The sequence below is a fragment of the Pseudomonas sp. FR229a genome, assembly GCF_030209115.1.
Taxonomy (GTDB): Bacteria; Pseudomonadota; Gammaproteobacteria; order Pseudomonadales; family Pseudomonadaceae; genus Aquipseudomonas; species Aquipseudomonas moraviensis_A.
In genome coordinates this window covers 299107-324721 of record NZ_JARVSP010000021.1, presented here as the reverse complement: position 1 = coordinate 324721, position 25615 = coordinate 299107, and the positions used below count along the sequence as shown (strand labels likewise).

24 protein-coding genes and 1 pseudogene are annotated in these 25615 nt (G+C 60.2%); 10 read left to right on the top strand and 15 right to left on the bottom strand.

What is annotated here, in order from left to right:
* Window positions 1-550: 550 nt before the first annotated feature.
* The 6 genes from msrQ to QRN33_RS17915 form a co-directional block, all read right to left on the bottom strand.
* Window positions 551-1174, bottom strand: a complete 624-nt coding sequence (gene msrQ, locus QRN33_RS17940) for a protein-methionine-sulfoxide reductase heme-binding subunit MsrQ (RefSeq protein WP_285409456.1) — start codon at window positions 1172-1174, stop codon at window positions 551-553.
* A complete protein-coding gene (msrP, locus tag QRN33_RS17935; RefSeq protein WP_064364145.1) occupies window positions 1174-2187 on the bottom strand; it encodes a protein-methionine-sulfoxide reductase catalytic subunit MsrP in 1014 nt (337 codons plus the stop codon). Before msrP ends, msrQ begins: the two co-directional genes overlap by 1 nt.
* A gap of 63 nt (window positions 2188-2250) precedes the next feature.
* Window positions 2251-3108, bottom strand: coding sequence for a CDP-diacylglycerol--serine O-phosphatidyltransferase (gene pssA / locus QRN33_RS17930; RefSeq protein ID WP_016773182.1), 858 nt, complete (start codon window positions 3106-3108; stop codon window positions 2251-2253).
* 148 nt (window positions 3109-3256) lie between these two features.
* Complete coding sequence (gene ilvC, locus QRN33_RS17925; RefSeq protein ID WP_003228216.1) at window positions 3257-4273, bottom strand: ketol-acid reductoisomerase; 1017 nt, start codon at window positions 4271-4273, stop codon at window positions 3257-3259.
* Window positions 4274-4319: 46 nt separating this feature from the next.
* A complete protein-coding gene (ilvN, locus tag QRN33_RS17920) occupies window positions 4320-4811 on the bottom strand; it encodes an acetolactate synthase small subunit (protein WP_003176102.1) in 492 nt (163 codons plus the stop codon).
* Window positions 4812-4813: 2 nt separating this feature from the next.
* Window positions 4814-6538, bottom strand: coding sequence for an acetolactate synthase 3 large subunit (locus QRN33_RS17915; RefSeq protein ID WP_065616944.1), 1725 nt, complete (start codon window positions 6536-6538; stop codon window positions 4814-4816).
* Between the two features lie 398 nt (window positions 6539-6936).
* Here QRN33_RS17915 and QRN33_RS17910 point away from each other — a divergent pair, with 398 nt between their 5' ends.
* Window positions 6937-7353, top strand: a complete 417-nt coding sequence (locus tag QRN33_RS17910; RefSeq protein ID WP_065615684.1) for a DUF4124 domain-containing protein — start codon at window positions 6937-6939, stop codon at window positions 7351-7353.
* Between the two features lie 141 nt (window positions 7354-7494).
* Here QRN33_RS17910 and QRN33_RS17905 read toward each other — a convergent pair whose 3' ends face one another.
* From QRN33_RS17905 to mrcB, 3 genes are read right to left on the bottom strand one after another with little or no spacing between them, the layout of a single operon-like run.
* Window positions 7495-7830, bottom strand: coding sequence for a YqcC family protein (locus QRN33_RS17905; RefSeq protein WP_285409455.1), 336 nt, complete (start codon window positions 7828-7830; stop codon window positions 7495-7497).
* Entirely contained in the window at window positions 7830-8579 is a 750-nt protein-coding gene (locus tag QRN33_RS17900; protein ID WP_285409454.1) for a tetratricopeptide repeat protein, read from the bottom strand. Before QRN33_RS17900 ends, QRN33_RS17905 begins: the two co-directional genes overlap by 1 nt.
* 16 nt (window positions 8580-8595) lie before the next feature.
* Window positions 8596-10920: a penicillin-binding protein 1B gene (gene mrcB, locus QRN33_RS17895; protein ID WP_064364143.1), complete on the bottom strand. Its 2325-nt coding sequence runs from the start codon at window positions 10918-10920 to the stop codon at window positions 8596-8598.
* 116 nt (window positions 10921-11036) lie between these two features.
* Between mrcB and QRN33_RS17890 the strand changes: the two genes are divergently transcribed.
* The 4 genes and pseudogenes from QRN33_RS17890 (at window position 11037) to QRN33_RS17875 (ending at window position 14399) form a co-directional block, all read left to right on the top strand.
* A complete protein-coding gene (locus tag QRN33_RS17890; RefSeq protein WP_285409453.1) occupies window positions 11037-12593 on the top strand; it encodes a bifunctional aminoglycoside phosphotransferase/ATP-binding protein in 1557 nt (518 codons plus the stop codon).
* 91 nt (window positions 12594-12684) lie between these two features.
* Window positions 12685-13029, top strand: coding sequence for a pentapeptide repeat-containing protein (locus QRN33_RS17885; RefSeq protein ID WP_064364141.1), 345 nt, complete (start codon window positions 12685-12687; stop codon window positions 13027-13029).
* Between the two features lie 288 nt (window positions 13030-13317).
* Entirely contained in the window at window positions 13318-13590 is a 273-nt protein-coding gene (locus QRN33_RS17880) for a TfoX/Sxy family protein (protein ID WP_016773175.1), read from the top strand.
* A 15-nt stretch (window positions 13591-13605) separates the two neighbouring features.
* Window positions 13606-14399, top strand: a pseudogene (locus tag QRN33_RS17875) (Crp/Fnr family transcriptional regulator).
* Window positions 14400-14631: 232 nt separating this feature from the next.
* On the opposite strand, the gene QRN33_RS17870 reads toward QRN33_RS17875, so the two are convergent.
* From QRN33_RS17870 to QRN33_RS17855, 4 genes are read right to left on the bottom strand one after another with little or no spacing between them, the layout of a single operon-like run.
* Window positions 14632-15480, bottom strand: a complete 849-nt coding sequence (locus tag QRN33_RS17870) for a ChaN family lipoprotein (protein WP_064364139.1) — start codon at window positions 15478-15480, stop codon at window positions 14632-14634.
* A gap of 19 nt (window positions 15481-15499) precedes the next feature.
* A complete protein-coding gene (locus QRN33_RS17865) occupies window positions 15500-16267 on the bottom strand; it encodes a heme ABC transporter ATP-binding protein (RefSeq protein WP_285409452.1) in 768 nt (255 codons plus the stop codon).
* Window positions 16267-17250 carry a FecCD family ABC transporter permease gene (locus QRN33_RS17860; RefSeq protein ID WP_185054087.1) on the bottom strand — a complete coding sequence of 328 codons (984 nt, stop codon included), beginning with the start codon at window positions 17248-17250 and terminating at the stop codon, window positions 16267-16269. The genes QRN33_RS17865 and QRN33_RS17860 overlap by 1 nt, the downstream gene beginning before the upstream one ends.
* Before the next feature lie 50 nt (window positions 17251-17300).
* The gene (locus QRN33_RS17855) at window positions 17301-18173 is read right to left on the bottom strand and encodes a heme/hemin ABC transporter substrate-binding protein (RefSeq protein WP_285409451.1); all 873 of its coding nucleotides are present in this window, start codon (window positions 18171-18173) and stop codon (window positions 17301-17303) included.
* 164 nt (window positions 18174-18337) lie between these two features.
* Here QRN33_RS17855 and QRN33_RS17850 point away from each other — a divergent pair, with 164 nt between their 5' ends.
* Complete coding sequence (locus tag QRN33_RS17850) at window positions 18338-18655, top strand: Rieske (2Fe-2S) protein (protein WP_064364136.1); 318 nt, start codon at window positions 18338-18340, stop codon at window positions 18653-18655.
* On the opposite strand, the gene sfsA is transcribed toward QRN33_RS17850, so the two are convergent.
* Window positions 18652-19365 carry a DNA/RNA nuclease SfsA gene (gene sfsA, locus QRN33_RS17845; RefSeq protein ID WP_285409450.1) on the bottom strand — a complete coding sequence of 238 codons (714 nt, stop codon included), beginning with the start codon at window positions 19363-19365 and terminating at the stop codon, window positions 18652-18654. The genes QRN33_RS17850 and sfsA overlap by 4 nt on opposite strands.
* A complete protein-coding gene (locus QRN33_RS17840; RefSeq protein WP_042610463.1) occupies window positions 19365-20534 on the bottom strand; it encodes a pyridoxal phosphate-dependent aminotransferase in 1170 nt (389 codons plus the stop codon). The genes sfsA and QRN33_RS17840 overlap by 1 nt, the downstream gene beginning before the upstream one ends.
* Window positions 20535-20867: 333 nt before the next feature.
* Here QRN33_RS17840 and dksA point away from each other — a divergent pair, with 333 nt between their 5' ends.
* From dksA to QRN33_RS17820, 4 genes are all read left to right on the top strand, one after another.
* Window positions 20868-21311: an RNA polymerase-binding protein DksA gene (gene dksA, locus QRN33_RS17835; RefSeq protein WP_042610464.1), complete on the top strand. Its 444-nt coding sequence runs from the start codon at window positions 20868-20870 to the stop codon at window positions 21309-21311.
* 204 nt (window positions 21312-21515) lie between these two features.
* Window positions 21516-22412: a tRNA glutamyl-Q(34) synthetase GluQRS gene (gene gluQRS, locus QRN33_RS17830; protein ID WP_064364134.1), complete on the top strand. Its 897-nt coding sequence runs from the start codon at window positions 21516-21518 to the stop codon at window positions 22410-22412.
* 77 nt (window positions 22413-22489) lie between these two features.
* Window positions 22490-22666 (top strand): hypothetical protein, encoded by a 177-nt coding sequence (locus tag QRN33_RS17825; RefSeq protein WP_003176118.1) that lies wholly within the window; start codon window positions 22490-22492, stop codon window positions 22664-22666.
* Window positions 22650-25604, top strand: coding sequence for a sensor histidine kinase (locus QRN33_RS17820; protein ID WP_161806084.1), 2955 nt, complete (start codon window positions 22650-22652; stop codon window positions 25602-25604). Before QRN33_RS17825 ends, QRN33_RS17820 begins: the two co-directional genes overlap by 17 nt.
* Window positions 25605-25615: the final 11 nt, after the last annotated feature.

Below are 25615 nucleotides of genomic sequence, written 5' to 3'. Positions count from 1 at the left end.
CTTCAGTTCAAACATCTTTGGGTTTTTAAGAAACCCTAAACTTGGCTCAGCAATCATTGGCTACATCTTTGATTTCTCGCGGAGTAGCTTGTGATGCTGATAATCTTGTTGACTATCAGTCTGACTGCACAAGCACCCACACGAATTGCTTGATTCAGTTGTTAAAGAGCGGTTGGTTAAGATCTTTCGTCTCAACCGAGGCGCGCATTCTACAGCAGCCTCATTTGCTGTCAAGTGATTATTTTCAGAAGTTTTCGAAGAATTCTTCAACAACTTCAACCACTTGCGCTTCCGATCTCTCGTTAGCGGGAGGCGAATTCTACAGCGTTAATCGCTGCTGTCAACACCTCTTTTTCTCCGCTTTCGACCGAGAAGATCGAACCGTTAAAAGAGCCAAACATCACTGCTCTTTCAACTTCTTCCAGGCTTCGATGATCTGAAGCGAGCCGCTGTCGAAAACTTCGTAACTCATTGAATCTCAAGGAGTTTTCCGTTTCGACTGCGCCGGAAGTGGGGCGAATTATAGACCTCTGGAATCTGCCGTCAACCGTTAATTTCGCTTTTCTTGCAGATTCTGCTTTTTGCCCCATAAACGCGGGGTTCGTCTGGTCACCGGCGGCAGACGAAGCAGCAAAAGCGCCGCGCCTATAAAGGCATAAATCGTCCACTCCTCCAGATCAGCCCGCACGATCCACAGCATATGCAGCAAACCGAGCCCGAGAATCACGTAAACCAGACGATGCAGCTTCTTCCAGCGAGCACCCAACCGACGCTGACTATAGCGATTCGACGTCACCGCCAATATCAGCAAGCCGAGAAAGCCCAGTGCACCGACAATAATGTACGGCCGCTTGCGCAGCTCCACGCCCAGCTGAGACCAGTCGAATCCGAGGATAAACGCCATGTAGCTGAAAAGATGCAGCGTCACATAGGCAAAACACCAAAGCCCCAGTTGCCGGCGAACCGCAATCCACCCCGCCCAGCCGCTCAGCTTTTGCAGCGGTGTCATGCTCAGCGTGATCAACAGCAACACCAGCGTGCCAAGCCCAAGCCGATCGACCAGCACCTTACCCGGATCAGGCCCGAGCAGATCGGCGAACGCCTGATAGAACCACAGCAACGGCCAGATGGCCGCAGCAATGAAAACGCCCACTCGCCAGAACGGATAGCGCATCAGTAGTTCTTCCGCAGATCGAGCCCTGTATATAAAGAAGCGACTTCATCCGAGTAGCCGTTGAACATCTGCGTATCGCGCACATTCGGTTTGAACAGACTGTTCGGTAAACGCCGCTCGCGTGCCTGGGTCCAGCGCGGATGGTCGACCGTAGGGTTCACATTCGCATAGAAGCCATACTCGTCGGCTGCGATGCTTTGCCAAGTGGTCTTCGGCTGCTCGCTGACCAGACTGATGCGCACAATGGATTTCACGCTTTTGAAGCCGTACTTCCATGGCACCACCAGACGCAACGGGGCGCCGTTCTGATTCGGCAGTTCGCGGCCATACATGCCCACCGCGAGGATCGCCAAAGGATTCATCGCCTCGTCCAGACGCAAGCCTTCGACATATGGCCAATCGATCAGGGCAAAACCGGAACGCTGGCCGGGCATGCTCTTGGGATCCTGCAGGGTTTCGAAGCGGATGTACTTCGCTTTGGAGGTAGGCTCGACCTGTTTGAGCAGGGCCGAAATGGGAAAGCCGATCCAGGGTATGACCATCGACCACGCCTCGACGCAGCGCAGTCGATAGATACGTTCCTCCAGTTGATACGGTTTCATGAAGTCTTCCAGTGCGTAGCGCCCCGGCTTACCCACCTCCCCGTCTATCACTACGCTCCAGGGTTCGGTTTTCAGGTCGCCAGCATTCGAAGCCGGATCGCCCTTGCCGGTACCGAACTCATAGAAATTGTTGTAGTGCGTGGCGTCTTTATAAGGCGTGATCGCCTCGTCCTTGACGTCGACCGCCCCCCACTGAGTAGAAGGAAGCTTTTCGGCAAACCAGGCCGGCGCCTTGCCGGATTCGACATCAGAGTAGCGAGGGGCATCAGCGGCACTCGCCCAGCGCGGCAGGCTGCTTACGGCAATACCGGCAGCGGTAGCACCGAGCAATTGGCGACGGGAAAGATAAATGGCTTCAGGCGTGACATCCGACTCATGGCAGTCGGATGCTTTGGGGATCTTGATCAACATGACAACTCCGCAGCTTTGGAGGACAGGTGCACCCATAGACTGCGGAGTATGCGCGAAATTACATCACTCGGCGTTTTTGTGACGACGAAGACGCAACAGGTACTGCACCGGGCCGGACGCCGCGTAAGCGAGGAACACCAGCAGCAGAATGCGCGGCGGATCGCTGAACACAACAGCGAATACCAGCACCACCGCCAGGATCGCCACGAACGGCACGCGACCTTTCAGATCCAGCTCCTTGAAGCTGTTGTACTTGATGTTGCTGACCATCAGCATGCCGGCGGCCGCAACCATCAGCGCGACCAGGAACGACATCTTCGAACCCTGGATGCCGTAATCGCTGAACGCCCAGACAATGCCCGCCACGACGCCTGCCGCCGCTGGGCTGGCCAGACCGATGAAGTAGCGTTTATCCGCCGTGCCGACCTGAGTGTTGAAACGCGCCAGACGCAATGCTGCGCCCGCCACATAGATGAAGGCGACCATCCAGCCAACCTTGCCCATGTCGCCCAATGCCCAACCGAAGGCCAGCAATGCCGGCGCGACACCGAATGCGACCATGTCCGACAGCGAGTCGTACTCGGCGCCGAAGGCACTTTGCGTATTGGTCATGCGCGCCACGCGGCCATCAAGGCCGTCCAGCACCATCGCGACGAAAATCGCGATCGCAGCGAAAGCGAAGTACTTGCTCGCATTCACCGAGTCACCGGCACTCAGGGCGGCCTGGGCGCTCATCGAGTTGATGATGGAGTAGAAGCCTGCGAACAGGTTGGCAGTGGTGAACAGGTTCGGCAGCAGATAGATACCACGATGCCGGACTTTGCGACCTTCAGCGTCGTGCCCTTCTTCGATGTGTTCATCGATGGGCAGCAGGCTTTCGGCGTCGGAAGCCTTGTTCGGCTCTTCGGGACGTTCGCTCATGGACATTACCTTGCAACGGTTTGGAAAAAATTCGACAGAAGCTTGAGGACGACAGTTCGGCCACAAACGATGCAGCTTTATACCAGAAGCACCGGCCCAAACGAAAAAACGCGGCCGAGGCCGCGTTTTTCGTACAAGGGACGACGACTCAGTTCTTGGCTTTGTCGACGATCTTGTTGGCACCGATCCACGGCATCATGGAGCGCAGTTGCTCGCCGATGATTTCGATACCGTGAGCGGCGTTGTTACGACGCTTGGCGGTCATCGAAGGGTAGCCGGTTGCGCCTTCGCTGATGAACATTTTGGCGTATTCGCCGTCCTGAATACGTTTCAGGGCGTTGCGCATGGCCTGACGGGATTCGGCGTTGATCACTTCCGGGCCGGTTACGTACTCGCCGTACTCGGCGTTGTTGGAGATCGAGTAGTTCATGTTGGCGATACCGCCTTCGTACATGAGGTCAACGATCAGCTTCAGTTCGTGCAGGCACTCGAAGTAGGCCATTTCCGGCGCGTAGCCAGCTTCAACCAGGGTTTCGAAACCGGCTTTTACCAGTTCAACGGTACCGCCACACAGAACGGCTTGTTCACCGAACAGGTCGGTTTCGGTCTCGTCCTTGAAGGTGGTTTCGATGATGCCGGTACGACCGCCACCGACGCCAGCGGCGTAGGACAGTGCAACGTTTTTGGCGTTGCCCGAGGCGTCCTGGTAGATCGCGATCAGGTCAGGGATACCGCCGCCTTTGACGAACTCGGAACGTACGGTGTGGCCCGGGGCTTTCGGTGCAATCATGATCACGTCGAGGTCGGCACGCGGAACAACCTGGTTGTAGTGAATTGCGAAGCCGTGGGAGAAGGCCAGGGTGGCGCCTTTCTTGATGTTTGGCTCGATTTCGTTCTTGTACAGCGAGGACTGGAATTCGTCCGGGGTCAGAATCATGACCAGGTCGGCAGCAGCTACGGCGGAAGCAACGTCGGTTACTTTCAGGCCGTGAGCTTCGGCTTTGGCAACGGTGGCCGAACCTTTACGCAGACCGACGGTAACGTCGACACCGGAGTCTTTCAGGTTGCACGCTTGAGCGTGACCCTGGGAGCCGTAACCGATGATGGCAACTTTCTTGCCCTGGATGATCGACAGGTCGCAGTCTTTATCGTAGAAAACTTTCATGAATTTCCCCTTATATCCGGCCATTCAGGCCATGCGCTAATTTGGTTTAGATGCTGAGTACTTTGTCGCCGCGAGCAATGCCGGTCACGCCGCTGCGGACGGTTTCCAGAATCGATGCGGTGCCGATGGACTGAATGAAGCTGTCGAGCTTGTCGCTGGTACCGGTCAACTGAACGGTATACACGCTGGCGCTGACATCAACGATCTGCCCACGGTAGATATCGGTGGTGCGTTTGATCTCGGCGCGCTGGGCGCCAGTGGCCTTGACCTTGACCAGCATCAGTTCGCGCTCGATGTGAGCGCTTTCCGACAGGTCCACCAGCTTGACCACTTCGATCAGCTTGTTCAGGTTTTTGGTGATCTGCTCGATCACTTCATCGTGGCCCACGGTGGTCAGCGTCAGACGCGACAGGGTCGGGTCTTCGGTCGGGGCCACGGTCAGGCTTTCGATGTTGTAGTTGCGCTGCGAGAACAGGCCGACTACGCGAGACAGAGCGCCGGGTTCGTTTTCCAGAAGCAGGGAAATAATGTGCCGCATGATTAAGTACGCTCCGTCTTGCTCAGCCACATATCGCGCATGGAGCCGTCTTTGATCTGCATCGGGTAGACGTGCTCGCTGGTGTCGACTGCAACATCGATGATCACCAGGCGATCCTTCATGGCAAACGCTTCAGCCATCTTCGACTTCAAATCTTTCGATTCGGTGATGCGTACGCCAACGTGGCCATAGGCCTCAGCCAGCTTGATGAAGTCAGGCAGCGATTCCATGTAGGAGTGCGAGTGACGGCTGCCGTAGCTCATGTCCTGCCACTGGCGAACCATGCCAAGCACACCGTTGTTGAGGATGACGATTTTCACCGGCAAGCCGTACTGCAGGCAGGTCGACAGCTCCTGGATGTTCATCTGGATACTGCCCTCGCCGGTGACGCAGGCCACATCGTCGTCCGGAAAGCTCAGTTTGATGCCCATCGCCGCCGGCAGCCCGAAGCCCATCGTGCCCAGACCACCGGAGTTGATCCAGCGGTTAGGCTTGTTGAACGTGTAGTACTGCGCAGCGAACATCTGGTGCTGACCCACGTCGGAGGTCACAAAGGCATCGCCCTTGGTCACTTCGCAGAGGGTTTCGATCACGGTCTGCGGCTTGATCTGGCTGCCGTCGCCCTTTTCATAAGGGAACAGGCCGCGATCGCCGCGCCATTCATCGACCTGCTTCCACCAACTGGCCACGGACTCCTTGTTCGGGGTCTCGCCGATTTCCTTGAGGATCGCGACCATTTCGGTCAGGACGCTCTCGACCGGACCAACGATCGGCACGTCGGCCTTGATGGTCTTGGAGATCGACGCTGGGTCGATGTCGATGTGGATGATCTTGGCGTTCGGGCAAAACTTGGCCGGGCCGTTGATCACCCGATCGTCGAAGCGTGCGCCGACCGCGAGGATCACGTCGGCATGGTGCATCGCCAGGTTCGCGGTGTAGCTGCCGTGCATGCCGAGCATGCCGATGAACTGACGGTCAGTGCCAGGGAAAGCGCCCAGGCCCATCAAGGTATTGGTTACCGGCAGGTTGAGCATTTTTGCCAGCTCGGTCAGCTGCGCGGAGCCGTTGCCGAGGATGACGCCGCCGCCGGAATACAGCACTGGGCGCTTGGCTGCCAACAACATTTCCGCTGCTTTGCGTATCTGCCCGGAGTGACCGCGAACGGCTGGGCTGTAGGAACGCAGCTTGGCTTTTTTCGGGAAAACGTATTCGAACTTCTCGGCCGGGTTGGTCATGTCTTTCGGGATGTCGACCACGACCGGACCCGGACGACCGGATTGCGCCAGGTAGAACGCCTTCTTCATGACTTCCGGGATTTCCGAGGCGTGCTTGATCATGAAGCTGTGCTTCACGATCGGCCGGGAGATGCCGATCATGTCGGTTTCCTGGAACGCGTCGGTGCCGACCATGGTGCTTGGCACCTGACCGGAAATGATCACCATCGGAATCGAGTCCATATAGGCGGTGGCGATACCGGTGATGGCGTTTGTGGCGCCTGGACCGGATGTCACCAATACCACGCCGGCTTTCCCGGTGGCACGGGCGTAGCCGTCAGCCATATGGGTCGCCGCTTGTTCGTGACGAACCAGGATGTGGGTCACTTCCGGTTCTTTGAACAGGGCATCGTAAACATGCAGGAGAGCACCACCCGGGTACCCGTAGATATATTTGACGCCTTCGTCACGCAAAAAGCGGACGAGCATCTCACCGCCAGATAAAAGCTCCACGTTGTTCACCTCTAAAACGCCAGAATACCGTCCACAAAAAGGGGCGGGTCTTAATAGGTTTACTTCTCGGCAGAGCATGAGCGACGGTGGTCGCCGACTACGTCAGCACTGACTGAGCAAGTATTGGGATCGTCCCAAGTGTTGCGGGCCTTTCCCACCCAGCGCGAGGTAACGCGTTGCGGGTGTAACAGGTCGGCGCGGATGTGCGCCTCATGATCTACCGAGTGGGTCTGCTTCTGGCAGTCCCTCTACAGCGGACTTTGGATTCTTCTGTTTCGCCCTCTGCAAGTCAAGTCGTCTGTTGGGTTAATTGTGGGTAAGCACATGAGAACGCAAGAAAAAACCTGAAAAGCGCTACTCTGTTAGCGTCAATTGCGCATTTTTACCAAGGAATCAGCATGCGAACGCTCCTCCTCACTCTGCTGATCGGCCTCAGCCCATGGTGCTCGGCCGCTCAAATCTACAAATGGGTCGATGCCCAGGGTGTCACGCATTTCGATGCACAGCCGCCGCAGGGCCAACCGTCGACGACCGTACAGACGCCCTCCTCGCCCACGCCGAAAGCTGCGCCGATGCCGGGGGGTGGCGTGCTCGGCGATCAGAAGGCGATCGATACCAAGGTGAAGAAACAGGTCGCCGAGCAGCAGGCGCAACTCAAGGCGTTCTGCGAGCAGGCACGCACGAATCTCGCGCAATTGCAGAACAATCCGCGCTTGCGTGAGGAAGTCGAGGGGGATGTGCGGCGGCTCGACGACGCGCAGCGTCAGGAGCGCATCGTCGAAGCGCAGAAGCAGATTGCCGAGAACTGTTCGTAGGCACTCTGCCGGATCTGTGTCAGAGCTGTGTAGGAGCTGTGTAGGAGCTGACGAGTGGAACGAGGCTGCGATCTTTTGATCTTGCACTTCAACAGCAAAATCAAAAGATCGCAGCCTTCGGCAGCTCCTACACAACCGTACTCAGCGCGAAGCGGTGATCAGCAGGTCGAACTCTTTGAGCAGCACCTGCAACTGACGATCCTTGCCGCCAAGGTTGCGCTGGGCGAAGACCATTTCCGCCATTTCCTGAATGCCCGAGGCGTTCGGCAGCGACAGGTCCTGTTCGAGGATCATCTTCATGCGCGGCAGGAAGATCCATTGCAGCCACTGCTCGAAGTCCAGTGTGTCGACCGAAAAAGGCTCGACACTGCTCAGGGCTTCGACCGACGGCTCGACCTCATCCCACCAGCCCAAAGCGCGCAGTTCTCGCTCGATCAGCAACAGATGATCGGCGATTTTCGGGAAGCGCGCGTCCATCACAGGGAAACCTTGGCCTTCTGACGGGCCTGAGCAGCGCCGGCGGCATCGCCTTGTTTCTCACGAGACTGAGCGATGATTTCCCACAGGCTGGCCTGCAGATCCGGACGACCATTGGCCATGGTCAGCGCGCGACGGGCGAACTGCTCGGCTTGCGGCGCATCGCCCTGGGCCATGCGCACCTGCGCCAAACGGTACAGTACTTGCGGCTCTCGCGGGGCGACACGTTGCGCCCGCTCCAGGCTGGAAGAGGCACCGTTAAGGTCGCCGCCGGCCTGCTGTTGTTGCGCGGTAGTCAGCAAGGCAAGCACCGGGCCGTCCAGTTGCTCATCCGCCGACAGGCCGCCGCCACTGCTGGCCGAAGGAATGCCACTTGGCGAGGAAGGCATGCTGTAGCCGCCGGAATTGATCGGTGCCGACTCAACCGCCGACGGGTTATACGGCCCCGATGTGATACCGCCCGAGGCCGGGCCCGGGACGATCGGCGAAGAGCTGATCGGTGTCGACACCGCAGCACCGCCGCCCGGCACCATCACCACCACGCCGGTATCGCCCTGCGGAATCGCCTGAGTCTGGCCCTGCGCCGGGCGCTTGACCGTGGTCTGGCGGAAACCGCCATTGGCGCCGATGCGTTCACTGTTGGACACGGCTGTGCCCGAATCCACCACGGGAATCGAACCACGCTGTACGGTGGAGCAGCCGCTGAGCAAAGCCACGGCGGTCACCGCTGGAATCAACCACTTGTTCACTTGAAACCCTCTTTGCTTAATTCATCCAGCCCTTGACCCAGTCCATCACCGACTCCGGCGAGGCAGGTGTTTCGCTTGCACACGCGGCGCCGGGTGGCGGCTCGCTGCCGCGAATATACGGCATCTGCACCGCACCGGGGCAGTTGGCATCGGAACCCTGGCCGGTGCGCGAATCGACCCAGGCCTGTACGACATTGTCCGGCTGCGGCATGTCCAGCGGCAGCGGATCGGCCTTGCGCATGAAACTGGTCCAGACCTGCAGCGCACCGGTGGCACCGGTGAACGGCGTCTTGCCGTTGTCATCGCGACCGAGCCAGACCACCGCCAGCAGATCCTGACTGAAACCGGCAAACCAGCTGTCGCGCGAATCGTTACTGGTACCGGTCTTGCCCGCCAGCGTCAGGGTCTTGGGCAGCACGTTATAAACCGAACTGCCGGTACCTTCACGCATCACCCGCTGCATGGCGTTCTGGATCAGGTAGATGGAAGCCGGATCGAAACGCTGTTCGATCTGGAACGGATAACGCTTGAGCGGCTCGCCCTCGGCGGTCAGCACGCTGCGAATACCGCGCATCGGCGTGTTGAAACCACCGTTGGCCAGCGTCTGATACATGGTCGCCACTTCGATCGGCGTCATGCCGCCGGCACCGAGCAGCATCGACGGGAACGCCGGGAATTCACGGGTGACGCCCAGACGACCGAGGGTCTTGAGCACGTTCGGCACGCCGACTTCCAGGCCCAGACGCGAGGTCGAGAGGTTGTAGGAATGCGCCAGACCCTGATAGAGGAACACCGTGCCGTGGGAGCGGCGATCGTAGTTTTGCGGCTTCCACACCTGACCGTTGGCGCCTTTGACCGACAACGGATCGTCCGACAGCCAACTGGTCAGCGTGTACTGGCTCGGTTTCTCCAGCGCGGTGAGGTACACCGCCGGTTTGATCAGCGAGCCGATCGGACGTACCGCATCGAGTGCGCGGTTGAAACCGGCGTAACTGGCCTGACGGCTGCCGATCATTGCCTGGACTTCGCCGGTTTCCGGGTTGGTCACGACCATCGCCGCTTCCACATCATCGGAGCCCTTGCGCCCGGCCAGACGCTTGAACGTGTCGTTAACCGAGGCTTCGGCTTTCATCTGCAGGATCGGATCGAAACTGGTGAAGATGCGCAGGCCTTCTTCGGTCAAGTCTTCGTCGCGATAGTCTTCGCGCAACTGACGTTTGACCAAGTCGATAAAACCCGGGAACGAGCTGTCGGCGAGCTTGCCGCGGGTGGTTACACCCAGTGGCATTTTCTTCGCTGCTTCGACCTGTTCGGCAGTTGCCACGCCTTGCTGCGCCAGCACATCGAGGACCAGATTACGCCGCTCCAGCGCACGCTCCGGGTTACGCCGCGGGTTGTAGTAGGACGGCCCCTTGACCATGCCTACCAGCAAGGCCACCTGATGCAGTTTCAGCTCGGACAATGGCTGGCCGAAGAAGAACTGGCTGGCCAGACCGAAACCGTGCACCGCCCGCTGACCGTCCTGGCCGACAAAAACTTCGTTGAGGTAGGCCTCAAGGATTTCCTGCTTGTTGTAATGCAGTTCGAGCAGCAACGCCATCATCGCTTCGGTGAGCTTGCGGGTCAGGCTGCGTTCGCTGGTCAGGTAGAAGTTCTTCACCAACTGCTGCGTCAGCGTACTGCCGCCCTGGGTCATCTTGCCGCCGGAGGTGTTGATCCACACCGCGCGCGCGATCGATTTCGGCGACACGCCCCAATGGCTATAGAAATCGCGGTCTTCGACGGCGATCAGGGTTTCCAGCAGGTACGGCGGCACCTGATCGAGCTTGATCAGGATGCGGTCTTCAAGATTTTTCGGGTAAATGCCGCCGATCATCAGCGGTTCGAGGCGCACCACCGACAGCTTCGAACCGTTGGTCGCGGACAGCTCGGCGACGTAATCGCCGGAGAAACGCACGCGCACCGGCTGCGGTTTTTCCAGCCCCTCATAAAACTGGAAGCCACGGGTGTTCAGGTCGACCGTATTGCCGCTGACGGCGGCGGCACCGGGACCATTGCTCACGGCTTCGCGGCGATAGCCCAGGGCATCGAGTTCGGTGAGGAAATCGTCCTTGCTGAGCTTCTGTCCGACGAACAGCTCGAGCGGGCGCGCATACACCTTGGCCGGGATGGTCCAGCGCTTGCCGGAGAATTTCTCCTGCACCACGGCATCGAGGTAAACGGCGAAGCCGGCCAGCACCACAAGGCCGACCAGACTGAGTTTAATGGCCCAGCTCAACCATGGGCTGAGGCCCTTGGCTGGTGGTTTTTTCTTGGTACGGGGGGATCGGGATCGAGTCATGGCGGCGGATTATACGCACTTTATCGATCCTCAACAGGCACGCGCGGAGGTTTGCGTCAGGCGGGCAAGCAGCCATAATGGCCGCCTCGAATTCCCCCGCCTCTGAAGGATCGCCCGTGAGCCAGTCCCTGATCGCTGCCCTGCAAAACCCGGCCCTCTACCCGCATCCCGTCGAAGGATTTCAGGTCATCGAAACCCACATCTCGTGGGTGATTCTCACCGGCCCCTTTGCCTATAAAGTGAAGAAACCGGTGAATTTCGGTTTTCTCGACTTCACCAGTCTCGACGCACGCGCACATTTCTGCGCGGAAGAGCTGCGCCTCAACCAGCGTCTGACCGCTGATTTGTATCTGGACGTGTTGCCAGTCACCGGCAGCATCGAAGCCCCGCAACTCGGTGGCGACGGCCCGGCCATCGAATATGTGCTGAAAATGCGCCAGTTCCCGCAGAGCGGGTTGCTCAGCACGCTGCAAGCCAATGGCGAACTGACCACTCAGCACATCGATGCCCTGGCTGAGCAGATTGCCCATTTCCATCTCAATGCCCCGAAAGTCCCGGCCGAACACGACGCCGGCACACCGGACAGCGTGATGGCGCCGGTCGCGCAAAACTTCGAGCAGATCCTGCCATTCCTCAGCGACAAGAACGACCTGCTGCAACTTGAAGCACTGAAAGCCTGGGCCGAAAGCAGCTTCGAACGCCTCAAGCCGTTGTTCGCCCAGCGTAAGGCGCAAGGTTTCACCCGCGAATGCCACGGTGATATTCACTTGGGCAACGCCACAGTCATCGACGGCAGTGTGGTGATCTTCGACTGCATCGAATTCAACGAGCCATTCCGTTTCACTGACGTCTGGGCCGATACCGGCTTCCTCGCGATGGACCTGGAAGACCGCGGCTTGAAATCGCTGGCGCGTCGCCTGATCAGCCAATACCTGGAACTGACCGGTGACTATCAGGGCCCGGAAGTGCTGAACTTCTATAAAGCCTACCGCGCTCTAGTGCGCGCCAAAGTGGCGCTGTTCAGCATGCCCGCGGATGCGACTGCCGTGCAGCGCGCCACCACCCTGCGCCAGTACCGCAACTACGCCAACCTGGCCGAAAGCTACAGCACCATTCCTTCGCGCTTCATGGCCATCACCCACGGTGTTTCCGCCGTCGGTAAAAGCCACGTGGCCATGCGCCTGGTGGAAGCGCTGGGCGCGATTCGCCTGCGTTCGGATGTCGAGCGCAAGCGCCTGTTCGGTGAGCAGACCGTTGCCAACGATGTGCAGGCAGGCATTTACAGCGCCGACGCCAGCGCCGCGACTTACGCGCGCCTGCATGAGATCGCCGAGGTCATCTTGCACGCCGGTTTCCCGGTAGTGATTGACGCGACCTATCTCAAACGTGAGCAGCGCGACAACGCAGCGAAGATCGCCGAAGCCACCGGTACGCCATTCCTGATCCTCGACTGCAACGCCCCGCAAGCCGTGATCGAAAGCTGGCTGGCGGTGCGTCAGGCCGATAAAAAGGATCCGTCCGACGCCACCCTCGCAGTCATCAAGGCGCAGCAGGCCAACCGCGAAGCGCTGACGCCGGAAGAAATCCTGCGCAGCAAACGCGTGCAGACCAATGAATCCGGGACGCTGGACACCGTGGTCGCGCAGATCCGTCAGCGCCTGCCAGGTCTGTAAAAAACTATTTCGGCCGTGAAGCCCTCGCTCGCTTCACGGCCGTCAAATAGTGGCACTATACTGGCGTCATAAAACCAACAGGTGATCTGACATGAGCCAGCCGAAACTGCTCGACACTCCGCTTTACGCCCTGCTGCACAAAGATGATGTCGCAGGCTTCAACAACGAACGTCCACAGGATGGCCTGATCGACATGGTCGGCGGCGACTTCCGTGGTCTGGACCTGCGTGAACTGAACGCCGATAACGTGGATTTCCGCGATGCGTACTTCCGCTCCGCCGATCTGCGCGGCATCGACTTTCGCAAGGCTTCGCTCGAAGGCGCCAGCCTGGCCCATGCGCAGATTTCCGGGGCGTATTTTCCGCCGGAGCTGAGTGCTGACGAGATCCTGATGTCGATGAATTTCGGCACGCGGTTGCGGTATCGCACTCGCTGATATTCATCGGCAGCCCCTGACACAACATCCTCTCCATGTAGGAGTGGGCCTGCTCGCGATAGCTGACTGATATTCAAAATGGATGTCGGCTGCTACACCGCCATCGCGAGCAGGCTCACTCCTACAGTTGTATGCATTACTCCCCTCCTCCTGCATTCGCAGGTCTTTCACCCGCCTTTCTTAGAAGCTTTTGCGTCGAATCCGACCAAACAACCACGCTTTTCCTACTGATGGCTACACTCCTGAGAAGCTTGCCCACGCACCATTCGGCCGTCGCAAGGAGGCTTGATGAATGATGAACTGCAACACCTGAAAAATCTTGGCAAGACATCGGCGCAATGGCTGCATGCCGTGGGCATCCACAGCGCCTCGGATTTGCGTCGCCTCGGTGCGGTGGATGCCTATCGCGCCGTACGCACCCGCGGGTTTCGCGCGTCGAAGGTGTTGTTGTATGCGATCGAGGGCGCGTTGATGGACGTGCACTGGAACGACATTCCCGCCGAGCGCAAGGACGCCTTGAACAAGCAGCTCGAAGCCATTTCTGCGCGCCACAAAAACTGAGCAGGCGCTGACGCCATGTATTTGCTGGGGGAACCATCGGCGCCCGCCGACGCACTGATCAATCGTTTACAGAATCTTCCCGGGCAATGGCTGCAGGAGCTGTCGCCATGCGCGCCGGTTATTGAGCTGCAGGCAACACATGACCTGCTTGCACAGGTGGCTGGCGATCAGTTGTTTCTGCTGAGCGAGGGCGTGGTACATGGCTGCATCGCCGGCCGTGCGCTGTTCTACTGGCAGGAAGGTGATCTGCTCGGTCTGCAACGTGGCGAGCAATGGAGCGACTGCCGCTTGCGCAGCGAGGGGACTGTGCGGCTGCTGCCTTATCGGCGCGCTGAAGTGCTGCAGCATTTGTATGCCGACCCTGATCGAGCGGAGCAACTGCTGAGCTATCTGCTCGGGCAAATGGCGCTGCTCGCCCACGCGGTGGCGGAGCTGAAACCGCGCGAGTTTCGCAGCACCAACGGCTTCAAACGCTTTGAAGCCGGCGCCGTGCTGATTCACCAGGGCGATGCAGCGGATCATGTCTTCGTGATCATCGACGGGCACGCCGAGGCTTTCGTCGACGGACACAAGGTCGGCGAGGTGCCCAAGGACGAGATTTTCGGCGCCATGGCGTTGTTCACTGGCGAGCCGCGCAATGCCACGGTGGTGACGCGCGAACCAAGCACAGTGATGCTGATTCCCGGTGATCAATTTTTGAGCATGACCCGCAGCAATCCAAAGATCGCTCACAGCCTGATCGAAGGGATGGCTCGACGGATCGGCCAATGAATCGACAGATCACTCAATTGACGACGCATCGCACCTAGCGCGAAGCCCTTTGTTTATGGAGCCTCACGGCCGCTCGAAAAACTTAATTACAGATTTGCAAAAACAGCGGTTGACGCGGTAATGAGAATCGCTATGATTATCACAACTGATCGCGAGATCAGTCGATATTCTGAAAAGCCCTTGGTTCGGACTCTCAGATTATCTCCTCATCAGGCTAATCACGGTTATTTGACCCGGTTTTTACCGGGTCTTTTTTTGCCCGCAGAAAAGTCATTTGCCGAATTGCTGGCGCATCTGCTCGCAGTAATCGGGCTTCGGCGTCGCCGGCGTGTACCAGACATAGTCGGCCATCGCTGCCGTGACCGCATCGCCCTGCTCGGCGAGCATCAATACGATCGGTGGCTTGCCAGCGCCGAGATCCAGCAAATGCAGCGGCACGCCAACATCCTTGCGCGCATGCCAGGCGCCGGCCAGCAGGATCGAAGGGGTCGGTGCCGTCAGCATTCCCTCGGCCATACGTCGATCACGCTGTTGCTGAATCGCCAACATCGCCGGCATCTGTGATTCGGGCAACAAGCCGCAGTGAGATTCACTGACTTGTCCAAGCAGGGTGTTTTTCACCGCCGGCGCATTACTGCGTCGGCCGTCGAGAGCAGGTGGATTTCGATAAAACGCACGGATGTCGCTGTCGTCGAGATTAGCCGCCAGCAGCGGATAGGGCTGCGTCAGGGCGAAGCGCACGATAGGCCCGTAAAGATTCCAGTCCCAGCCATCCTGCCAGGCCAACGCAGCAGGAAGATCTGCCGGAACAGATTTCGACTGGCGCAGCGCATCGACTTTCGCTTGTTGATTCGGCGTGAGCATTTCCAGCAGCAGGCTGCCTTGCGCACGTTCCCCGCCGAGCGACTGCAACAGCCACAACTGTGCGGCATGGTGATCGGCATTGTCGTGCTGCTCACCCATGATCAAGCGCTCAGGTTCAGCGAGGCGGGTCAGCAGTTGCTGCGCGGTGAGCATCTCGCCGCTGCGCAGATCGCGGATTTCACCGCTCACCGGCGGAGCCACCACGTGCTGACAGCCTGCCAGCAACACCAGCGCCCACAACCACAATCCACGCATGCGACACCTCGATGATTGATCAGCGGGCGATGATCAGCGGATGCCCACGCTCCGGGTGCGGTTGCACCAAAACCTCCAGGCCGAACACCGCTTTTAGCGTATCCGGGCGCAGCACCCGCTGCGGAGTGTCCAGCGCGACCGGACGCCCCTCTTCCAGCAACAACACCCGGTCACAATAGCGCGCCGCCAGATTCAGATCATGCAGGATCACCAGCACCGCCGCGCCACGCTTGGCAAACTCGCGTACCGCTTGCAGGGTGGTGTGCTGATGCAGCGGATCGAGCATCGAGGTCGGTTCGTCGAGCAACAAGCTTTGCCCGACCTGCCCTGGCCAGAGTTGCGCCAGCACCCGCGCCAGATGCACACGTTGACGCTCGCCACCGGACAATGCCAGATAACTGCGCCCGCTCAGGTGCCCGGCATCGGCAGCGGCCAGCGCCGCCGCGACAATTTCGTCATCACGCCTGCGCCCGGTCAGGTAGGGCAAACGGCCCATGCCGACGACCTCTTCAACGGCGAAGGCAAAGTCCAGTGTCGAAACCTGCGGCAGCACCGCCAGTCGTTGTGCCCGCTGCGTGCCGCTCCAGTGACTCAACGCCTGCTCGTCGAGCGAAACGTTGCCGTCACTGGCGAGCAATTCTCCGCACAGGGCGCCGAGTAATGTGCTTTTGCCGGCGCCGTTCGGCCCCAGCACGCCAAGCACTTCACCGGGTTCGAGTTGCAGCGTAACGCCGCTGAGCACAGCCTTGCGGCCACGGCGAACATGCAGATTGTGCGCAGACAACATCAGGCACGCCCTCGCAGCAGCAGGTAAAGGAAGAACGGCGCGCCGATAAACGCGGTAACAATGCCGATCGGCAACTCCGCCGGCGCCAGCGCCAGGCGCGCCACCAGATCGGCAAGCAACAACAGGCTCGCACCCGCCAGGACCGAGGCTGGCAGCAGCACCTTATGATCGGGACCGGCCAGCAGGCGCACCAGATGCGGCACGACCAGCCCGACGAAGCCGATCATGCCTGCCGCCGCCACCGCCGCGCCGACACCCAGCGCGGTGCAGAACACCAGTTCGCGCTTGAGCCGTTCGACATCGATGCCCAGATGCCCGGCCTCGGACTCACCCAGCAACAAGGCATTCAATGCCTTGGCCCGACGCGGCAGCCATAGCGCCACGCCGATGGTAATGATCAGCAAAGGCCATAGCCGCGCATAGCTGGCGCCGTTGAGGCTGCCCAGGTTCCAGAATGTCAGGGTGCGCAGCGTGGCGTCATCGGCCAGATAAGTGAACAGTCCCACCGCCGAACCGGCCAGCGCCGTAAGCGCGATACCCGCCAGTAACATTGTTGCAACGTGAGTCTGACCGTTGCGCCGGCCCAGCCGATAGACCAGCGCCGTGACCCCGAGCCCGCCGAGAAACGCGCACACCGATAACAGGTAAGGGCCGAACCACTCCGGCAAGCCGCCGAAGAACGAGCCGCCGACAATCGCAATCGCCGCGCCGAGTGCCGCGCCACTGGACACCCCGACCAACCCCGGATCGGCCAGCGGGTTACGAAACAAACCCTGCATCGCTACCCCGGACAGCGCCAGCACGCCGCCGACCGCCAACCCGAGCAAGGTTCGCGGCAGGCGAATCTGGCCGAGAATCAGCTCGGCCTGCTCCAGCCCTTCCGGCGCCAACGGCAAACCAATAAGACGCAGTGCAGCGCGCAAGGTATCCACCAGCGGCAGGCTCACCGGCCCCAGCGCAAGCGACAGCCAGATCGCCAGCAGACACAGCAATGTCAGGCCGATAAACAAGCCACGGGGTTTGACCAGTGTGGTCATTGGCCGTCCTTGGCCGGGTAGAAACCGTCAGTCAGGGTTTGCAAAGCGGCCGGCAGACGCGGCCCAAGCCCACCCACCAGCAGCGTCGGGTCCAGCTCCATCACGCGTCCGGCCTTGGCCGCACGGCTGGAATTGAGAATCGGGTTTTCCTTGAACAACGCAGCTTTAGCCGCTTCGCCGGTCAGCGCACGGTCGGCGAACACCAGCACTTGCGGATCGAGGCTGGCGAGGGATTCCACGGAAAACGGTTTGTAGCCGGTATGCGTTGCAAGGTTGTGTCCGCCAGCCTGTTGCAGCAGCCAATCGGCGGCGGTGTCTTTGCCAGCGATCAACGGCTTGCCACCGGCGTGCCCGAGCAATAGCAGGACGCCTGGGGCTTTCTGTGTGGTCTGCACTTGGGCAACGCGGGCAGCCTGCGCCTGGAGTTGCTGTTGATAAGTCTGCAGCAACCGCGCCGCCTTCGCTTGCGCGCCGAGCAACTGGCCGAGATGAGTGACATTCTTTTCCAGCGTCGGCAGATCCGGCTGCGCCGAGAACAACTCGACTTTCACCTTGGCCGCTTTGACTTGCGCCAGAACCGGTGGCGGCCCCATCTCTTCAGTGCCGATGAGAATGTCCGGGCGCAGGCTCAAGATGCCTTCCGCCGACAGGCTGCGCTGATAGCCAATGCTCGGCAGCGTTTGCAACGATTGCGGATGCTGACTGGTGGTATCGACTCCCACCAGCTTCGACTCGCCGCCCAACGCACTGACCCATTCCGACAGTGCCCCGCCGGCACTGACCCAGCGTTGCGGTAAATCCGCCGCGATCGTCTGATGGCTGAGAAAAAGGCCGACGCACAGCATGGCAACGCGGGTTTTCAGGCGCATATACAGCTTCCTTGAACAAGGTTTCCCGGGCATCGGCGCAGCGAGCCAAGTATCCTCGACAACAGCCAGACTCCCTTTGGGAGAAGGCCGCCATTTGATAATTGTTTGCATTTGAACGTCAAGCTCGGACATATCCAGACACGAGCGGACACTAGAGGATAGCCATGAAGTTTCTCTGCGCCGGCAGTGATCTGGCCGAAGCCGGCAGTCGCGGTTTCGAAATCGACGGCAAAAAGCTGTTCGCCGTGCGTCGCGGTGGACAGGCCTACGTCTATCTCAATCGCTGCCCGCACCGGGGCGTCGGCCTGGAATGGCAGCCCGACCGGTTTCTCGACCCCAGCAACAGCCTGATCCAGTGCGCCACCCACGGCGCACTGTTTCTGATCGAGGACGGCGAATGCGTTGCCGGCCCGTGCGCCGGGCAATCACTGACGGCGATTGAATGCCGGGAAGATACACAGGGCGTGTGGGTCGATGTTTAACCGTTGAGCAAGACGTCGAGTCGACGGTCGATGACCATCCCTTCATGGTCGAGGCGCACGCCGTAGGCCAGCACCTCGACACCGCAGGCGACCGCCTCACGCAGCGCCTCGGCGTAAGCCCAATCGATCTCCTCGGCCGGGCGCACGGCATCGATGCCGGTGAGGTTTACACAGTACAATTGCACCGCCCGAATGCCGTCGCGCGTCAGATGCGCCAGCTCACGCAGATGCTTGGCGCCGCGCTGGGTCACCGCATCGGGAAACGCCGCCACAGCCGTACCGTCGAAGCCCAACGTGACGCTTTTCACTTCGACGTACGCCGGGCCGCTGGGGTATTCGAGGCGGAAGTCGATGCGGCTTTTTTCCTGCCCATAGGCGACTTCACGCTTCAACGCGGTAAAGCCATTCAATTCGCTGATCACGCCAGCCTGCAAGGCCTCTTCGACCAAACCGTTGGCGCGCCCGGTGTTCACGCAAAACAGCCGGCCCTGCGGGGTCTCACCGATTTCCCAGGTCCCGGGCAATTTGCGTTTGGGGTCGTTGGAGCGACTGAACCAGACCTGCCCGCCCTCCACCTGGCAGTTGAGCATCGAACCGGTATTCGGGCAGTGAATGGTCAGCAACTCGCCGTTAACGGTCTCGATATCGGCGAGAAAACGCTTGTAGCGACGAATCAGCCGCGCTTCTTCCAGAGCAGGATAAAAGCGCATCAGCCTTGCCAGCTCTTCAAACCGCGCGCGATGCGCTCCACGGCTTCCTGCAAGCGTGTGAGGTTTTGTGTGTAAGCGAAGCGCACGTGATGGCCGGCCTGATAACGACCGAAATCCAGCCCGGGCGTGAAGGCCACATGCTCGGTTTCGAGGAAATGCCGGCAGAACGCGAAGGCATCGCCGCCGAAACGGCTGATATCGGCGTACAGATAGAACGCGCCCTCCGGCTCAACGGCAATGTTGAAGCCGAGCTCGCGCAGCGCTGGCAGGAGGAAGTCGCGACGGCGGGCGAATTCGCCGCGGCGCTCTTCGAGAATCGCGATCGTCGCCGGTTCGAAACACGCCAGCGCCGCGTACTGCGCCATGCTCGGCGCGCTGATGTAGAGGTTCTGCGCAAGTTTTTCCAGTTCACCGACCGCCGCCTCGGGCGCCACCAGCCAGCCCAGGCGCCATCCGGTCATGCCGAAATACTTGGAGAAACTGTTGAGGACAAAAGCGCTGTCATCGACTTCCAGCACACTGGCGGCATCGGTGCCGTAGGTCAGGCCATGGTAGATCTCGTCCACCACCAGATGCCCGTGTCTGGCCTTGATCGCTGTGGATAACCCGGCCAGCTCATCGCGGGTCAGCAGCGTCCCGGTCGGATTGGCCGGCGAAGCGACCAAGGCGCCGACGCTGTCGTGGTCCCAGTGCCGCTCGACCAGATCCGGGGTCAGTTGATAACGCACCTCCGGCCCGACCGGCACCAGTTGCGCTGCGCCTTCGACCAGCCGCAGGAAATGCCGGTTGCACGGGTAGCCCGGGTCTGCCAGCAGCCAGTGTTTACCCGGATCGACCAACAAGGCACTGGCCAGCAGCAGCGCGCCAGAGCCGCCCGGCGTGATCAGAATGCGCCGCGGGTCGATGTTCAGGCCGTATCGCGACTGGTAAAACCCGGCAATCGCCTCGCGCAGCTCGGGAATGCCACGGGCGGCGGTGTAACGGGTCTTGCCCGCGGTCAACGCGGCTTGGCCGGCGCGAATGATCGGCTCGGCGGTGGTGAAGTCCGGCTCGCCGATTTCCAGATGGATCACGTCGTGCCCTTCAGCCTGCAATTCATTGGCCCGCGCCAGCAGCGCCATCACATGGAACGGTTCGATCGCACGACTGCGCGCACTGTAGGTGGCCATCGGATTGCCTTCGACAGGAAAAAAGAGACGATTCTACCTGTCTGCCGGAACGAGCGAGAACCCGTGAAGGTCACAGCCTCAAGAACGCTGGACTGTAACGATCTGAACGTACGCTCCAGGATTGACTAAAATCAGTGATTGAACAGGTCTCCATTCCCACAGACACGGCTTGCCAAACATCTGCAAGCGCCACCCGCCGGGGGCTCGACATCCGGGAGTAGCGCAGGCTGATTTGATCTGGTAAGTTCGCCCGCTTGCAGCCGCAGGGCCGGCAGGTGTCGGTGATGGAGCAATCCTGCGCAATGGATTACAAGAGTAGAGGCGGTCTATTTCATGTCCACCCAAGCAAAGCAACAGCAGCAAGCGACGATCAGCGGCTTCGAACCTTACGTTTCGAAGGCGGGTGAAGAGTACATGGGCGCTCCGATGCGCGCGCACTTCACCAAGATCCTGAACAAGTGGAAACTGGACTTGATGCAGGAAGTCGACCGTACGGTTGATCACATGAAAGACGAAGCGGCCAACTTCCCTGACCCGGCCGACCGTGCCAGCCAGGAAGAAGAGTTCGCCCTCGAACTGCGCGCCCGCGATCGCGAGCGCAAGCTGATCAAGAAAATCGACAAGACGCTGCAACTGATCGAAGACGAAGAGTACGGCTGGTGCGAGTCCTGCGGCATCGAGATCGGCGTCAAGCGCCTCGAAGCCCGTCCGACCGCCGATCTGTGCATCGACTGCAAGACCCTGGCGGAAATCAAGGAAAAGCAGGTCGGCAAGTAATCTCGACCTGAACGAAAAACGGAGCGTGCGAACGCTCCGTTTTTGTTTGTGCCTTTTGCTTCTGCCGTTGCTTTTTGTAGGAGTGAGCCTGCTCGCGATAGCGATGGGTCAGTCAATATCTTGGTTGAATGTCACACCGCTATCGCGAGCAGGCTCACTCCTACAGGTTGACCTGCGTATAGCCTGAAAAGTAGTTTCGTTTCCATGACCGCCAAAACGTCCCCCGCCTACATCGGCCGCTTCGCCCCCACCCCCAGTGGCCACCTGCACTTCGGCTCGCTGGTCGCTGCGTTGGCGTCCTACCTCGACGCCCGCTCGGTCGGTGGGCGCTGGCTGGTGCGCATGGAAGATCTCGATCCGCCGCGCGAAGAGCCCGGTGCGCAAGCGGCGATTCTCAAGGCGCTGGAAAGTTACGGTTTCGAATGGGACGGCGAAATGGTCCGCCAGAGCGATCGGCACGCGGCCTACGCCGAGGTGCTCGACAGCCTGTTCAATCACGGTCTGGCGTACGCCTGCACCTGCTCGCGCAAACAGCTGGAGCCCTACCACGGCATTTATCCTGGGTTCTGTCGCAACGCCGGGCATGCTCAGCACGACGCGGCGATCCGCCTGCGCGTGCCGGAGCTGGAATACCACTTTATTGACCGCGTACAGGGCGAATACCGTCAGCATCTGGGCCGCGACGTTGGCGACTTCGTCATCCGTCGTCGAGACGGTCTCTATGCCTATCAACTCGCGGTGGTGCTCGATGACGCCTGGCAGGGCATCACCGATATCGTGCGCGGCGCCGATCTGCTCGATTCGACGCCGCGCCAGTTGTACCTGCAAGAACTGCTCGGCCTGAAACAGCCGCGCTATCTGCACCTGCCATTGATCACTCAGCCGGACGGCAACAAACTCGGCAAGTCCTACCGCTCGCCACCGCTTGAAGCCGATCAAGCCACGCCGTTACTGCTGCGAGCCTTGCGTGCATTGGGGCAGAACCCTGGCACTGAGCTGGCCCACGCGTCGCCGCGCGAACTGCTTGTCTGGGGCAGCGCACACTGGGATGCCGACAGGATCCCGCGCACACTGACCCTGCCCGAAGCGCAACTGCAATGACGACACTTGCAGTCGCGCGCCCATCCGTTACCATCGCCGCACGTTTTCGGGCACGCGCATAACAAAGAGAGGCCGGGATGTACATCTATCGCTTGGTCCTGCTTCTGGTCGTCGGGATCTACCTGTTCTCCCCCGCCATCATGGATTGGTGGATCGACGCGACGGGCGCCTGGTATCGCCCTTATCTGCTCTGGCTGATCCTGATTGTCGTGACCTTCATCCTGCAGAGCCAAAAAGATGCCGATGAGCTTTAGCCTGACCCAGATGATCCTGATCAGCGCCGCGTACCTCGCGGCACTGTTCGGCGTGGCCTGGGTCAGCGAACGGGGCATGATCCCGCGCGCGATCATTCGCCACCCGCTGACCTACACCCTGTCGCTGGGGGTTTACGCCAGTGCCTGGGCGTTCTATGGCACGGTGGGGCTGGCCTATCAGTACGGTTACGGCTTTCTGTCCAGCTATCTCGGCGTGTCCGGCGCGTTTCTGCTGGCGCCGGTGCTGCTTTATCCGATCCTGAAAATCACCCGCACCTACCAACTGTCATCGCTGGCCGACCTGTTCGCCTTCCGCTTTCGCAGCACCTGGGCCGGCGCGCTGACCACGATCTTCATGCTGATCGGCGTGCTGCCGCTGCTGGCCCTGCAGATTCAGGCAGTGGCCGACTCCATCGGCATTCTCACCGGCGAACGCGTGCAAAGCCGCGTGGCGCTGGCGTTCTGTGCGCTGATCATTCTGTTCACGATTTTCTTCGGTTCCCGGCATATCGCCACCCGCGAGAAACACGAAGGGCTGGTGTTCGCGATTGCCTTTGAGTCGATCATCAAACTGATCGCCCTCGGCGGCGTTGGCCTGTATGCGCTGTATGGCGTGTTCGACGGCCCACAACAGCTTGAACTGTGGCTGCTGCAGAACCAGACCGCCCTCGCTGCCCTGCACACGCCGTTGCAGGAAGGCCCGTGGCGCACGCTGCTGTTGGTGTTCTTCGCCTCGGCGATCGTGATGCCGCACATGTATCACATGACATTTACCGAGAACCTCAATCCACGCTCGCTGGTCAGTGCCAGTTGGGGCCTGCCGCTGTTTCTGCTGTTGATGAGCCTCGCCGTGCCGCTGATTCTCTGGGCCGGCCTGAAACTGGGCGCCACCACCGACCCGGAATACTTCACCCTCGGCATCGGCATTGCCGCCAACAGCAAACCGCTGGCCTTGCTTGCCTATGTCGGTGGTCTGTCCGCCGCCAGTGGCCTGATCATCGTCACCACCCTGGCCTTGTCGGGCATGGCGCTGAATCATCTGGTGCTGCCGCTCTATCAACCGCCGGCCGAGGGCAATATCTACCGCTGGCTGAAATGGACCCGTCGGGCGCTGATCGTGGCGATCATCATGGCCGGTTTCGGTTTCTACCTGATGCTGGGCGTCGAGCAGGATCTGGCCAACCTCGGCATCGTCGCTTTTGTTGCGACCCTGCAATTTCTGCCTGGGGTGCTCTCGGTGCTGTACTGGCCGACCGCCAACCGCCGCGGCTTCATTGCCGGTCTGCTGGCGGGGATCACGGTCTGGGTGGTGACCATGCTGCTGCCGCTGGTCGGCAATCTGCAGGGTTTCTACATTCCGCTGCTGAACATGATCTACGTGCTCGACGACACCAGTTGGCACATGGCAGCCATTGCCTCGCTCGCCGCCAACGTGCTGATGTTCACTTTGATTTCGCTGTTCACCAACGCCAGCCCGGAAGAAGCCAGCGCCGCCGAAGCCTGTGCGGTGGACAACGTGCGCCGCCCGCAACGCCGCGAACTGCACGCCGCCTCGCCGCAGGAGTTCGCCACGCAACTGGCCAAGCCGCTGGGTGCCAAGGCGGCGCAGAAAGAAGTCGAGCAAGCGCTGCGCGATCTGTATCTGCCCTTCGACGAACGCCGCCCTTACGCTTTGCGCCGTTTGCGCGACCGCATCGAGGCCAACCTGTCCGGCCTGATGGGCCCGAGCGTCGCGCAGGACATGGTGGAAACCTTCCTGCCCTATAAGGCCGGCGGCGAAAACTACGTCACCGAAGACATTCACTTCATCGAAAGCCGCCTGGAGGATTACCATTCGCGCCTTACCGGCCTGGCGGCCGAACTCGACGCCCTGCGCCGCTACCACCGGCAGACCTTGCAGGAGCTGCCGATGGGCGTCTGCTCGCTGGCCAAGGATCAGGAGATCCTGATGTGGAACAAAGCCATGGAAGAGCTGACCGGCATCGCCGCGCAGCGTGTGGTCGGTTCGCGCCTGAGCACCATCGCCAACCCGTGGAAAGAGTTGCTGCAAGGCTTCATCAATCTGCCCGACGAGCATTTGCACAAACAGCATCTGGCCCTCGATGGCCAGACCCGCTGGCTGAACCTGCACAAAGCGGCGATCGACGAGCCGTTGGCACCGGGCAACAGTGGCCTGGTGTTACTCGTCGAGGATTTGACCGAAACGCAGATGCTCGAAGACAAACTGGTGCACTCCGAACGTCTGGCCAGCATCGGTCGACTCGCGGCGGGTGTGGCTCACGAAATCGGCAACCCGATCACCGGCATTGCCTGTCTGGCGCAAAACCTGCGTGAAGAGCGCGAAGACGACGGCGAGCTGACGGAAATCAGCGGGCAGATTCTCGAGCAGACCAAACGCGTCTCGCGCATCGTCCAGTCGCTGATGAGCTTCGCCCATGCCGGCAGCCATCAGCACAGCGACGAACCGGTGTGTCTGGCGGAAGTCGCGCAGGATGCCATCGGCCTGCTGGCGCTGAACCGGCGCAATTTCGAAGTGCAGTTCTACAACCTGTGCGATCCCGACCATTGGGTCGAAGGCGACCCGCAACGGCTTGCCCAGGTGCTGATCAATCTGCTCTCGAACGCCCGTGACGCCTCGCCGCCGCACAGTGCCGTACGGGTCAAGAGCGAAGCCGGCGAACACACGGTCGATCTGATCGTCGAAGACGAAGGCAGTGGTATTCCGTCGAGCATCATGGACCGATTGTTCGAACCTTTCTTCACCACCAAGGATCCGGGTGAAGGCACCGGTCTGGGCCTTGCACTGGTCTATTCCATCGTTGAAGAGCATTATGGACAAATCACCATCGACAGCCCGGCTGATGTACAAAGCCAGCGCGGCACCCGTATCCGGGTGACCTTACCGCGTCATGTCGAAGCGACGTCCGCTGTGAACTGAGACCGTCGAGA